This window comes from Mediterraneibacter catenae (assembly GCF_008691045.1).
GTDB classification, from domain to species: domain Bacteria; phylum Bacillota; class Clostridia; order Lachnospirales; family Lachnospiraceae; genus Mediterraneibacter; species Mediterraneibacter ornithocaccae.
The window spans coordinates 30,146-42,739 of sequence record NZ_VMSO01000022.1; the positions used below are offsets into that span (position 1 = coordinate 30,146).

12 protein-coding genes and 1 tRNA gene are annotated in these 12,594 nt (G+C 46.1%); 3 read left to right on the plus strand and 10 right to left on the minus strand.

Annotated features, from left to right (window positions below):
* Positions 1 to 11: 11 nt before the first annotated feature.
* Positions 12 to 902: an RluA family pseudouridine synthase gene (locus tag FNY66_RS12965; protein WP_150311422.1), complete on the plus strand. Its 891-nt coding sequence runs from the start codon at positions 12 to 14 to the stop codon at positions 900 to 902.
* 167 nt (positions 903 to 1,069) lie between these two features.
* A tRNA-Arg gene (locus FNY66_RS12970) sits at positions 1,070 to 1,143 on the plus strand.
* Positions 1,144 to 1,264: 121 nt separating this feature from the next.
* On the opposite strand, the gene trpS is transcribed toward FNY66_RS12970, so the two are convergent.
* The 10 genes from trpS to FNY66_RS13020 form a co-directional block, all read right to left on the minus strand.
* Positions 1,265 to 2,353 carry a tryptophan--tRNA ligase gene (gene trpS, locus FNY66_RS12975; RefSeq protein ID WP_087152033.1) on the minus strand — a complete coding sequence of 363 codons (1,089 nt, stop codon included), beginning with the start codon at positions 2,351 to 2,353 and terminating at the stop codon, positions 1,265 to 1,267.
* 59 nt (positions 2,354 to 2,412) lie between these two features.
* Positions 2,413 to 3,090 carry a phosphatase PAP2 family protein gene (locus tag FNY66_RS12980; RefSeq protein WP_229409522.1) on the minus strand — a complete coding sequence of 226 codons (678 nt, stop codon included), beginning with the start codon at positions 3,088 to 3,090 and terminating at the stop codon, positions 2,413 to 2,415.
* A 146-nt stretch (positions 3,091 to 3,236) separates the two neighbouring features.
* Positions 3,237 to 4,157 (minus strand): diacylglycerol/lipid kinase family protein, encoded by a 921-nt coding sequence (locus tag FNY66_RS12985; RefSeq protein WP_087152031.1) that lies wholly within the window; start codon positions 4,155 to 4,157, stop codon positions 3,237 to 3,239.
* Entirely contained in the window at positions 4,157 to 4,777 is a 621-nt protein-coding gene (locus FNY66_RS12990) for a TetR/AcrR family transcriptional regulator (RefSeq protein ID WP_087152030.1), read from the minus strand. Before FNY66_RS12990 ends, FNY66_RS12985 begins: the two co-directional genes overlap by 1 nt.
* Before the next feature lie 128 nt (positions 4,778 to 4,905).
* Positions 4,906 to 6,663, minus strand: a complete 1,758-nt coding sequence (gene mutY / locus FNY66_RS12995) for an A/G-specific adenine glycosylase (protein WP_150311424.1) — start codon at positions 6,661 to 6,663, stop codon at positions 4,906 to 4,908.
* Positions 6,664 to 6,840: 177 nt separating this feature from the next.
* Positions 6,841 to 7,665 carry an amino acid ABC transporter ATP-binding protein gene (locus FNY66_RS13000; RefSeq protein WP_087152028.1) on the minus strand — a complete coding sequence of 275 codons (825 nt, stop codon included), beginning with the start codon at positions 7,663 to 7,665 and terminating at the stop codon, positions 6,841 to 6,843.
* On the minus strand, positions 7,649 to 8,359 hold the full coding sequence (locus FNY66_RS13005; RefSeq protein ID WP_087152027.1) for an amino acid ABC transporter permease: 711 nt from the start codon (positions 8,357 to 8,359) through the stop codon (positions 7,649 to 7,651). Before FNY66_RS13005 ends, FNY66_RS13000 begins: the two co-directional genes overlap by 17 nt.
* Positions 8,360 to 8,488: 129 nt before the next feature.
* On the minus strand, positions 8,489 to 9,373 hold the full coding sequence (locus tag FNY66_RS13010; protein ID WP_229409523.1) for a transporter substrate-binding domain-containing protein: 885 nt from the start codon (positions 9,371 to 9,373) through the stop codon (positions 8,489 to 8,491).
* A 135-nt stretch (positions 9,374 to 9,508) separates the two neighbouring features.
* Positions 9,509 to 10,336, minus strand: a complete 828-nt coding sequence (locus FNY66_RS13015; protein WP_150311425.1) for an undecaprenyl-diphosphate phosphatase — start codon at positions 10,334 to 10,336, stop codon at positions 9,509 to 9,511.
* Between the two features lie 54 nt (positions 10,337 to 10,390).
* On the minus strand, positions 10,391 to 11,224 hold the full coding sequence (locus FNY66_RS13020; RefSeq protein WP_150311426.1) for a Cof-type HAD-IIB family hydrolase: 834 nt from the start codon (positions 11,222 to 11,224) through the stop codon (positions 10,391 to 10,393).
* Positions 11,225 to 11,403: 179 nt separating this feature from the next.
* On the opposite strand from FNY66_RS13020, the gene FNY66_RS13025 reads away from it, so the two are divergent.
* On the plus strand, positions 11,404 to 12,504 hold the full coding sequence (locus FNY66_RS13025; protein ID WP_150311427.1) for a cell wall hydrolase: 1,101 nt from the start codon (positions 11,404 to 11,406) through the stop codon (positions 12,502 to 12,504).
* Positions 12,505 to 12,594 lie beyond the last annotated feature (90 nt).

Consider the following 12,594-nt stretch of genomic DNA (forward strand, 5'->3'; position numbering starts at 1 on the left):
GGAGATACATCATGGATCGCAAGATAACTTATCACATTGACGCCGCTTCCGCCGGCCTGCGCATCGAACAGTATCTGCGCCGCCGCGGCTATTCATACCAGAACCTGACGCAGCTGAAAAAGATGCCCGAGAGCATTCTTGTAAACAGCGTCTGGTCTTATATGCGCACAACTTTGAAAAATGGTGATATCCTGACCGTACATATTCAGGAAAACGAATCTTCCCCTCATATTCCTCCGGTGAAGCTTCCTCTCGACATCATTTACGAGGACGAAGATATAATCGTAGTAAACAAACCTGCGGGTATGCCGATACATCCGTCACTCAATAACTATCGCAATTCTCTCGCTAACGCTCTCATGTATTACTATCAGGAGCAGGGAGAGCCCTTTATCTTCCGCTGCACGAACCGTCTGGACCGGGACACTTCCGGGCTGACCGTGATCGCAAAGCATCTGGTAAGCTCCAGCATTCTCTCAAGTATGGGCGTCCGTCACGAAATTATCCGTGAATATCTCGCGGTCGTCCGCGGTTCCATAAAACCATCGGAAGGAACAATAGATGCCCCCATTGGAAGAACCGGGAGTTCTCTGATCGAACGCAGGATAGATTTTGAACACGGCGAGCGCGCCATTACGCACTACCGCGTAATAGAAGAAAAAAACGGGCACAGCCTCGTCTCCCTTATCCTGGAGACAGGCCGCACCCATCAGATCCGTGTCCATATGAAATATATCGGTCATCCTCTTGTCGGCGACTATCTGTATAATCCTGACATGAAATTTATCGACAGGCAGGCGCTGCACTCCCACCGCCTCTCTTTTCTCCACCCGGTCACCGCAAAACAAATGGAATTCACGGCTCCGCTTCCGGCAGATATGCAGCGTATACTTAACGGGTAACTCTGCCGGCCCGTTTTACACACTCAGCTTTTTCTCCGCCAGCATACCGGACACACCGAACACTGCCAGTGCGATAACAATATAAAATATTTTCAAAAAAACATTGACACCAGGCTTAAGATATACTATAATCATTTTTGCTGTGAACGAAACAGCAAATTTAATATGTGCGATTAGCTCAGCTGGATAGAGCGTCTGGCTACGGACCAGAAGGTCGGGAGTTCGAATCTTCTATCGCACGTAACAGAGAGTGTTCCTTTATGGAACGCTCTTTTTGTATTTCTAAGTTATCAGCAATAAAGCAGGCAGGGTTTCAAAAACCCTGCCCACAACGGTCATATATCCATTTTTATACGTGTTCTTTACTCTTCCGTATATTTTACAGACTGCATTTTAATCAGCTCTTCATCATCGAAATAGTTGATCTTCATCGCAGCTTTCACATCTTTGAGCGTCTCCGCAGCAACTTTTTCCGCCTTCTCGCTTCCTTTGCGAAGTATCTCGTATACAGCAGGAATATCTTTCTGCCACTCCTTCCTCCGGTTACGGATCGGTTCCAGCTCAGCCTGAAGTACATTGTTCAGGAACCGCTTCACCTTCATATCGCCGAGGCCACCCCTCTTATAGTGAGCCTTCAGCTCATCCAGATTCTCATACTCCGGAAGGAATTCCGGGAAATACTCCGGCTTACAAAATGCATCCAGATACGTAAATACAGTATTGCCTTCCAGTTTGCCCGGATCTTCGATACGGATATGTGTCGGATCAGTAAACATACTGAACACTTTCTTTTTGATATCCTCCGGTTCCTCCGACAGGTAGATGCAGTTGCCCAGAGATTTGCTCATCTTTGCTTTTCCATCTATACCCGGAAGACGCATACATGCTTCATTTTCAGGGAGAAGGATTTTAGGTTCTACAAGAGTCTCTCCATAAACGGAATTAAACTTGTGCACGATCTCCTTTGTCTGCTCAAGCATAGGCATCTGGTCTTCCCCCACCGGCACGATCGTCGCCTTAAACGCTGTAATATCTGCCGCCTGACTGATTGGATAGGTAAAGAATCCTACAGGGATACTCGCCTCGAAATTACGCATCTGTATCTCGGACTTCACCGTAGGATTACGCTGCAGTCTCGAAACAGTGACAAGATTCATGTAATAAAATGACAGTTCGCACAGCTCCGGGATCTGAGACTGGATCAGGAGAGTCGATTTCTCCGGATCAAGTCCGCATGCTAGATAATCCAACGCTACCTCAATAATATTCTGACGCACTTTCTCCGGATTATCTGCATTGTCTGTCAGTGCCTGCGCATCCGCTATCATAATAAATATATCATCAAAGTCTCCTGTATTCTGAAGCTCCACGCGGCGCCTTAAGGAACCCACGTAATGACCGACGTGAAGTTTCCCCGTAGGGCGGTCTCCGGTAAGCATGATCTTCTTCATTCTTCTTCCTCCTGATCTCATTAATTATTCCTGATCTGATAACCAGTCTCAACTTTTTTCTACACCACCGGCCGTTTCTGCTCTGCATATTTCGGCTCACGGCGTTTATGCGGTGCATAAACAAATTGATACAGCACACACGCCATTACTCCTGCTCCCAGCACATCCAGCACAGAATGCTGCTTGAGGAACATAGTCGCAAGTATGATCAGTCCCGCCAGCACATAGGCTCCGACACACACGCCTCTGTGCTTTCTCAGCGCGCTGCTCTCGCTGATCGCGACACATACACTCAAAGAGTTAAACACGTGCAGGCTCGGAAATACATTTGTACATGTATCCGCGCGATACAGCATTCTCACCATATCCACAAAAATATTGTCTCTCTCAAAGACAACCGGCCTCAAATCCTGTCCGTTAGGAAAAACAGTAGAAATGATAAGAAATACCGTCATTCCCGTAAACATAAATCTTGCCAATTTATAAAATCCCGGCACGTCTGTATAGAAAAAATACAAAAATGCCGCGATAATAAACACAAACCACAGCAGATATGGAACGATAAAATATTCGATAAACGGAATCTGCTCATCCAGTTCGATCTGAATTACATGATAATGTGTGGTAACATGTTTCTCAAGATACATAAACCACGGCATATAGATAAAGATATACAAAAGTACCCACGCATGCTTATACTTTTTGACCATCTCTGTAAATCTATTTTTAAGCTTCATGATGATGCCCCTTCGCATACAGTTTTGCCTGTTTTTTGCTCCCCCTACCGGTTTTTCTTTACTATTTCTTCAATCCGCATCGATTATAGCACGATTTAAAACAGTCAACAACCGTCTTCACGAAACATTTATGAAATCTTATGAAATTAACCCGTTATCACGTTTAGCCGGCTCTGCATAAGGGCGGCCGCAATCTCCCTTCTGGGGAATCCCGGTTCGCCATCTGTATGCAGCGGAAACGGTATAGAAGTTTTTATCTGCACCTTCCTGCATTTTAATAATGTGACTCCTCTGAAACCGACATGCTTTCCCCAGAATGCCAGAGGCAGCAGACACAGGATTTTCATAACAGGGAGCCCGTGCACAATAACCACATCCATCAGTCCGTCCGACGGGACAGCTTCCGGACAGAATTTAAATCCTCCGCCCTCATATGGCAGATTCATAAACGCGGCAAAATATGTTTTTTCAAATATTTGCTCCATGCCTCCCGGAAGTATCACTGTCATTCTCACCGGCCGGTCTTTCTTCAGACGATCCAGCGCGACCACCGCATAACTCAGTTTTCCCAATCCAATCCGATTCAACAGCACCTTCCACCTGGAAACGCATACTTCATGACACACCGCCGCATCGAATCCGATTCCCGCGCTCACAGCAAAACGTCTCTGCCGTCCTGCAGCTGTCAGTACTCCCAGATCCATATGTATTATATTCCGGGGATCAAGTATAATATTCAACGCTTCCATCGGATCCTTCGGTATATTCAGCCCGCGTGCGAAATCGTTACTCGAACCGATAGGAATATAACCCAGTGTAACTTTTTCCGGTATTCTGATCCCGTTGATCACTTCATTGACCGTGCCGTCTCCGCCCAGCACCACAATCATATGTTCCTGCTCATCTGCTGTAATGCCGGCAGCGATTTTTTCTGCATGCCGCCTTTTTTCAGTAAGATATCTCTGATAATCCACGCGCCGTTTCTTAAGCTCCGGTTCAATCATCGTCCAGATCATTTCTCCCATACCTGAACGGGATTTGGGATTTACTATAAAATGGTATTTCATTACTTTTGATCTTTTCCTCCACAAAGCGTCGCATCAAGATACTTGCCCAGCGATCTGCTCATATTTCCCTCAAAATCCGCTTCACCGTGTTTTACGCACCACTCAAATACATTTCCAATCACAATCATTCTGATATCTGTCGTGAACTCTTCTATGCTTACATTCAGACTCACAACTCCCGCCTGTTCAGCTTTTTCCACATATTTCTGCACCGTTATAATCGGATATGGTCTCTCCATACGGATTGCCGCATTGAGTGCCTGATTCTTCGTATCATAATACTCCGACATAAATTCAACGCCCAGCTCCCGACAGTATTTCACATAATTCATATACACCTGGATAATCCCCGCTTTTACCCCCTCCACATTGTCCGGCAGTTCCAGCAGATCCGGATCGATCTTGGGCTGATCTTCGATGTAATAAGAAAGCAGATCATCCTTTGTCTTAAAATGATGATAAAAGCTGCCATTAGAGACTCCTGCCTCTTCACAGATATTTTTTATGGACAGTTCTTCATACCCTTTCTTCTGCAATATCCTCTTTGCTGCCTGAAATATCTTCTCCTTCGTCTCGCGTGATTTCTGCTGCTGTCTGGAAATAGATGCTTTTTCATTCATTTTACGATACTCTCCTGTTCTTTCTATACGATGACAGTATACCACAGCGGCATGCCCGTTTCAAGAAAACAGAGCGGACTCGGTTATTATATAGTCACAGTTCAGCCTATGCCATTTGCAGAACCAGGCTAACGTACCAACTGCAGCCTATACACCTCAAACGCGGAAGGTATCGGGTATTCCTCCTGCAGCTGCTTTATTCCTGCAAATATAACGCCGCCCTCTTTTTCCGGCGTCCCCGTCTGCTCCATATCTTTTTCGAGCTCGTCAACAAGAATTTCATACCCCGTCATATGCCACTCTACATGACTGAATATGTGTTTTGCCTTTCCCAGCTCTCTGATACGGACCGGCATCAGACCGAGAGATTTTCCGTATTCGATCACTTCTTTACCTGTCATATGACCTTCCCTTCCGGGAAATTCATACATACCGGCCAGAAGACCTCTTGCAGGCCGTTTTCTGATAGCCACTTTTTCCTCATCCCGAAAAAGCAGAATAGTCCGTTTCTCTATCCTGCGCTCCTTTGCTTTCTTCTTTACCGGAAATGACGATTCCCGGCCCTGCTCATGCGCCAGGCAGACAGTTTTAACCGGACACACAGCGCATCGGGGTTCCCCGTTCGGCAGACATACAATTGCCCCCAGTTCAATCAGACTTTGATTATAATCTCCCGCTGCATCGCGCGGGATTACCTCTTCGACCGCCCTTTCAATCCGCGTCTTTGTACCCGCTTTTGCTATATCCGCATCATCTGCCATGACCCGGCTCACAACTCGCAGCACATTACCATCGACTGCAGGTTTTGGAATATTATAAACGAAAGAGCTGATTGCCCCCGCTGTATAACTTCCGATTCCCTTCAGGGAGCGGATTTCTTCATATGTTTCAGGAAACTTTCCGCCATATTCTTCCATGATCTGACACGCCGCGTACTTTAGGTTACGTGCCCTGTTGTAATAACCAAGCCCCTCCCACAATTTCAGGAGCCGGTCTTCCGAAACTTCTGAAAGCGCCTTTACGTCCGGCAATTCTCTCAGGAACCTCTCATAATATGGTTTGACAGCCTCCACCCTCGTCTGCTGGAGCATGATTTCGGAGATCCACACCCGGTACGCATCCATTCTGTGCCGCCACGGCAGGTCTCTCTTATTCTCTCTAAACCATTCTACCAGAGGTTTCACCGTCTCCTTCAACCTTGGGCTCTCCAGTACCACATCTACAGGATCTGCAATCCCAATGCTTTCTGGCGTCACTTTACAGTCATAAGCCAGGATCTTTACTCCTGCTGCCGCGGCTTTTTTCAAAGTTTCCGCAAAGGCAGGATGCGTATCTGTATTCGGAGTAAAATATCTCACCCCCTTCATCTGGATCACAAAGAAGACGTACGCGTCATATCCATCTTTCACCGCCCTGATCAGTTCCTCCAGATGTTTTACGGCGCGGTCGCTCGGGGCATCGGGAAAACGGCATACATCCCCCTCCTCCAGCGTTACCCCCTTCACTTCGACAAATATCTTTCTATCCCTGGTTTCCACATACAGATCAAATCTGGAATTTCCATATGTCGTCTCCGGACGCACCAGCCGGACATCCTGAAACAGCCGCCCTTCCTCTATCCACTCCCGAACCACTTTATTTGGGACCTGTGAATCCATGTTGATCAGCCGTTCCTCTTTTTCCACCGCAATCAGATCCCATTTAGTCTTTCTGGCCGGACTGTCATTCTCCTGAATGTAGATAGCCGCCCCCGGAACAAGGAGTTCTGCGCATCTGCCTGTATTTTTCACATGAATCGTCTCTTTCTGCCCGTTTAAATGCGCGTATGCAATAAAACGGTTCGGACGCTCGATAAAAGACGCTTTCTGAATCCGCTCATATTTCATATTTTATCCACTCCCGAAATTTGTCCATATAACAAAATTACGCCAAAATCACACTGCATCACCCGCGACATGCAGGACCATCCTGTATGCCGCCGTAATGCAATCATAATTTCAGCGTTTTTAACTGTCATTATAGCCTGGGCCGGGTTATCACCCCCGGATGATCAAGCAATAATTTCACAATATTTTTGACAAGAATTCTTTTAGCCTCTCATCTTTCGGATGTTCAAAGAACTCCTTCGGAGGAGCCTCTTCACGAATCTGACCGTCATCCATAAAGATCACTCTCGATGCAACTTCTCTGGCAAATCCCATCTCATGCGTTACAACAACCATCGTCATGCCGTCTTTTGCCAGCTCCTTCATCAGATCAAGCACCTCTCCAACCATCTCCGGATCAAGTGCAGATGTAGGCTCATCAAAAAGAATCACATCCGGATTCATTGCCAGAGAGCGGATAATTGCCACCCTCTGCTTCTGCCCGCCGGAAAGTGTAGACGGGTAGACATTCGCCTTGTCATCAAGCCCGATACGTTTTAGAAGTTCAAGCGCCTGTTGTTTCGCCTCGCTCTTAATCTCTTCTTTAGTTGTTGTGATCGGAATCTGCTCTTCTTTATTACTGCGGAATATATTTTTAAAGCGGATCATCCTGTTCTTGCGCTTCGCTTTCTTCAGATCCTTGCATCTTAAATAGGCCGGAGCCATCATCACATTCTGGAGTACTGTCTTGTTGTTAAACAGATTAAAGTGCTGAAACACCATTCCCATATGACGCCGGTGTACATTGATATCCACTTTCATATCAGCGATATCAACACCTTTGAAGATAATACTTCCCGACGTCGGATCCTCCATGCAGTTCAGGCAGCGCAGGAACGTACTTTTGCCGGAACCTGACGGACCGAGCACTGCGACGATATCTCCTTTGTTGATGGTGATGTTGATTCCTTTGAGGACTTCAAGCCCTCCGAAGCTTTTCCTAAGATTAATTACGTCTATCACTCTTCCTCAGGCTCCTTTCCAGTAATTTGACCAACAGTGAGATCACCAGCACAAGCACGATATAGATAGCCGCCATTACCAGATACGGCACCATGAAGTCATAGCTGTTTGATCCAATATAGTTAAACGCCACATAGAGATCAGATGCCGCAACAAAGCTGACAACTGATGTCTCTTTGACCAGTGTAATAAACTCGTTTCCCAAGGTCGGAAGGATATTCTTGACTGCCTGCGGGATCACGATCTTTGTCATACTTGTACCAAAACTCAACCCTACTGCGCGCCCTGCTTCCATCTGTCCAATATCCACCGACTGGATGCCGCTTCGCATGATTTCCGATATGTATGCACCGCTGTTCAGACCAAATACGATCATTGATATCTGCACACCGTTCATATTTACCCCTATAATCGGCAGAATAACATAATAGCCTACAAGGAGCTGTACTACCATAGGCGTTCCCCTGAACAATGCTACGTAAAAACTACAGATTCCATTGAGCACTCTCGGAAGCCGTCTGTACTTCGGGATTACCCTCACGGTCGCGATTATCGTTCCGATCACTATACCGACAATCAGACCGGTAACTGCAATCAGAAGTGTATTCTGAAGTCCCTCTACCACTCTCGTATAGCCGTTCTGGGCAATAAACACTTCTATAAATTTGTCTATTCTCTGACTAAAATTATTCATTGCTTTCCCTTCTCAAAAGAAGGAAAATGCATGCATCCCGGTCAGCCGTCAATGATGCCTGTATTTTCCTTCCTGCTTAAGTCCTTTTCTCTATTTTACTGCCTATGCTGTATAGTCAAAATGCTGCACCTACTGCATCTCATTGATGGACTCTGTAATAGCTGCCGCCGGAGCCGCATCAATGATTACATAATTGATATTTCCGTTCAGCATATCCTGTACTGCCAGAGAGCCGTTTTTATATGTCTTGCAAGTTGCGTTAAGTCCCGGGAATCCCAGATCATCGCTTCCCTCTACATAGCTGTTTCCTGTCGTGCCCTGCTGCACTCCGATCAGCACGGAAGAATCAAGTTCGCCAAGAGCTGCTGCAATCGTCTCAGCATCCGTCATATCGTCAAATGTTGTATCATCGCTTGGAACGATAAGTCTCTGAGACGCCTGATAGTATGATTCGGAAAACGTCACATACTCTTTTCTGTCTTCACTGACTGTCAGACCCGCCATCGCGATATCGCATTTCTGCTGTCCGACTGACAGGCATACCGCATCAAAATCCATGTTCTGGATTACAAGTTCCTGCCCGAGTTCCTCTGCAAGCAGAGCAGCAATCTCCATGTCAATACCAACATAATTCTCGCCTTCCATATATTCGAAAGGCTCAAACGCAGCATTCGTAGCTACTACAAGCTGGTCTTTTGACTCATCCAGAGCTGCCGACTCAACCGGTGTCGGTTCCCCGCCGCCGAAATATTTGTCAAAGATTTCATCAAGTGTTCCGTCTTCCTGAATCTTTGCGATAAATGCATTTACCTGCTCCAGAAGCTCCGGCTGTGATTTGTCAACACCAAATGCATACTCCTCGTTTGTAAGATCGACATCAATAACTTTTGCCGTCTTAGCGCTGCTCTCACCGGATTTTGAAGCGCCGCCGTCGCCACTGTCGCTGCCGCCGCATCCGACAAGCATTCCGACTGTAAGAGCCGCTGTTAAAACTGCTGCCAGTAACTTTTTCATTTTACATTCCTCCATTTAATCTTCAATTTGCATAATCATACAGATTATCTTTTTAAGTTTAGCATGTTTTATGTAAATTTCAAGTCCTTAAATGAAATTTTATGCAAAACAGTTCCATGGCTGAACTGTTACTGTTTATGCAAGCAACGTCTGAATTCCGAAGAACAGGAATACAATCACTCCTAGTACAATCCTGTAATAGCCGAATACTTTAAAATCATTTTTTCTGATATAACTCATCAGGAATTTGATCGCCACGATCGATACCGCGAATGAAACAACCATTCCTACCAGCAGCACTGCCAGCTGTATCGTCGTAAAATTAAAGCCGAACTTGACCAGCTTAAGCAGGCTGGCTCCGAACATGACCGGAATAGCAAGGAAAAAAGTATATTCAGCCGCCAGGCTTCGGGATACACCGATCATTAGAGCTCCTACTATCGTAGCGCCTGAGCGGGAGGTTCCCGGAATCATTGCCAGCATCTGGAATACACCGATGATAAGAATCATAGGGATAGTAAGCTGGGAGAATTTCGTCACCCGCGGCTCTTTCCCTTTCTGATAATTCTCAACCACAATAAACAGAACACCGTATACGATCAACATCAGTGCAACCACATACCAGTGATAAAGTGTCTTATCAATCCAGTTATCGAACAACAGCCCGATTACACCGGCAGGCAGACACCCGATGAGCACCTTGATCCAGATCTGCCACGTCATCATTTTCTGTTTCTGCGTCTTTGTCGGCGAAAAAGGATTCAGTTTATGAAAATAAATCACAACAACGGCCAGAATCGCCCCAAGCTGGATTACAACCTGAAACATCTCAAAAAAGGCCTCCCCCTGGTCAAGTTTCAGCAGTTCTTCCATCAGGATGATATGTCCCGTACTACTGATTGGCAGCCATTCCGTAATTCCTTCAACGATACCGAATATAATCGATTTTAATATATCCAACATTTTCTTATACCTCCCGAATTGTTTTCACAGTCTGATTATTGCCTGATTCAAGACTCAAACCCGCAGGACCATTTTTTCGATTGCCTCTGCAACGCCATCCTCTTCATTAGACATCGTAATATAATCCGCCGCCTCTTTCACCTTTGCTTCTGCATTTGCCATTGCAACTCCTATCCCGACTTCTTTCAGCATCACGATATCGTTGTCTCCATCCCCAAACGCCATAATCTCCCCACGCTTGATTCTGAGCATCTTTCCGAGATTAACAAGACCAGTTCCTTTATTTACACCGGCAGCATTAATTTCGATATTGTATTTTAATGAGCCGACAAGCTCAAGTCCGCCAACCTCCCGGAGTTCCGTCCAGGCCTGCGTCCTCTCTCCCATATCTGCAAAAAGAGCCTGCACTTTATCGAGACCTCTGTTTTCCTCTTTCACCAGTTCCGCTATATTGTCCACTGGTATGCGGGTATTTCTCATGTATTCGCACATGCTCGGATTTCTGTGGTATCTTTCGACACTGGCCATCTTATCAGCAGGCGCATACCCCTGTCCGTCAAAGTACACCTCCTGCAGGGTATCATATTTACCGCAGGTTTCCAATACCTTCAAGGCCAGCCTCGGGGAGAGCAGATGTTCTTCAATCACCCGGTTCTCCTGTGTATCTATTACCCTTGCTCCATTTGACGTAAGAGCATAGCGCATTCCCGGGAAATTTCTAAGTTCTTCCGGAATCCCCATCCATGGCCGCCCCGTGGCGACAAGGACCACAATTCCCTGGCTCAGCGTCCTGCTGATTACCGCCTTCGTACGGGCAGTAAGCTCTTTCTTGTCAGTAAGAAGTGTACCATCCAGATCCAGCCCTATCATTTTTATCTTATGTTCCATATCTGTCTCCGATTATACCTCATTTATTTTGCGGTACAGGCAGCTTTGCGAATGGCATGAGCTGACCTGTTTCCTTTTTACACTTATTTTATTCTATCAGAGTTTGCCAAATAACGCAATTTGTAGTATAATAATTATCCGCAACTGAATAGCGCATATTAAGAAAGGATTTTATTTATATGAAAATCTACAAAAAACGATGGATGCAGTCTGGAATTGCCCTGATCTGTTCTCTCGCAATTGTACTTTCAGTTTTTCCTGTTTTCGCAGATAACGAGGAGATTAAGAACCTTGAGAACCAGACTTCTTCTCTCGAAAACGAACTTCAGGGTATCAACGAAGACATTCTGGCCCTGAGCGATGAGATTTCCACCACTGAGATGCAGGTAGAGATGCTCAACGGTGAAATTGCCCGTACATCTGATGAACTTGCAGATGCAAAGGCAAATGAAGAAAAGCAGTACGAAGATATGAAAGCCCGTATTAAATATATGTACGAACACGGGAATGCAACACTGCTTGAGCTGCTATTTTCTGCAGAAAATATGTCAGACTTCCTAAACAAAGCTGACTTTATTGAGAATCTCAGCGAGTATGACCGAAATGCTCTGAATGAATTACAGAATATTCATCAGCAGATTGAAAATGAACAGAGAACACTGGAAACACAGCAGGCTTCACTGACGGATCTCCAGGAACAGCTTCAGACACAGCAGGATCAATTACAAGCCAAAGCTGATGCAACTTCCACTGACCTTGCCGATGTACAGGCGAAACTCAGGCAGGCGAAGGATGAGGAAGCCGCTCGAATTGCCGCTGAAGAAGAAGCCCGCAAGCAGGCAGCTGAAGATGCCGCTGCTTCTGTAGACAACGGTTCCGGCGGAGGTTACGATGATTCCGTTATCAACGGCGGTGGAATTAGCGCTTCCACAAATGATGTTACATTGCTTGCAGCCATTATCCAATGCGAAGCATATCAGACTTATGACGCTCTGCTTGCTGTTGCAACCGTAATCATGAACCGTGTCGAAAGCCCGCGGTTCCCGAACAGTATCCGTGGTGTCATCTATGCAAGCGGACAGTTCGAGCCCGTATGGACAGGCCGTCTTGATGCCGTACTGCAGGCAGGACCTACCAGTCTTTCCATGCAAGTCGCCCAGGACGCGATCAACGGTTCAAGACTTGCCGCTGTTTCCGATTGTTATTATTTTCTGTACGCACATGGTTCAAACCGGGACGGGATTATAATCGGGGACAATGTATTCTTCCAGTCATGGTAGAAAATTTCCGGATTTATCGTACTGGCTGATAGTACAGAAAACGTCCGAAATACAGCAATATACAGCGACCTGACTTGCGTGTGCGCAGGC

Excerpts from the sequence above, each read along its gene's own strand:
- FNY66_RS12965 (WP_150311422.1), top strand. The coding sequence starts at position 12 with ATGGATCGCAAGATAACTTATCACATTGACGCCGCTTCCGCCGGCCTG.
- trpS (WP_087152033.1), bottom strand. The coding sequence starts at position 2,353 with ATGAAGAAGATCATGCTTACCGGAGACCGCCCTACGGGGAAACTTCAC.
- FNY66_RS12980 (WP_229409522.1), bottom strand. The coding sequence starts at position 3,090 with ATGAAGCTTAAAAATAGATTTACAGAGATGGTCAAAAAGTATAAGCAT.
- FNY66_RS12985 (WP_087152031.1), bottom strand. The coding sequence starts at position 4,157 with ATGAAATACCATTTTATAGTAAATCCCAAATCCCGTTCAGGTATGGGA.
- FNY66_RS12990 (WP_087152030.1), bottom strand. The coding sequence starts at position 4,777 with ATGAATGAAAAAGCATCTATTTCCAGACAGCAGCAGAAATCACGCGAG.
- mutY (WP_150311424.1), bottom strand. The coding sequence starts at position 6,663 with ATGAAATATGAGCGGATTCAGAAAGCGTCTTTTATCGAGCGTCCGAAC.
- FNY66_RS13005 (WP_087152027.1), bottom strand. The coding sequence starts at position 8,359 with ATGAATAATTTTAGTCAGAGAATAGACAAATTTATAGAAGTGTTTATT.
- FNY66_RS13010 (WP_229409523.1), bottom strand. The coding sequence starts at position 9,373 with ATGAAAAAGTTACTGGCAGCAGTTTTAACAGCGGCTCTTACAGTCGGA.
- FNY66_RS13015 (WP_150311425.1), bottom strand. The coding sequence starts at position 10,336 with ATGTTGGATATATTAAAATCGATTATATTCGGTATCGTTGAAGGAATT.
- FNY66_RS13020 (WP_150311426.1), bottom strand. The coding sequence starts at position 11,224 with ATGGAACATAAGATAAAAATGATAGGGCTGGATCTGGATGGTACACTT.
- FNY66_RS13025 (WP_150311427.1), top strand. The coding sequence starts at position 11,404 with ATGAAAATCTACAAAAAACGATGGATGCAGTCTGGAATTGCCCTGATC.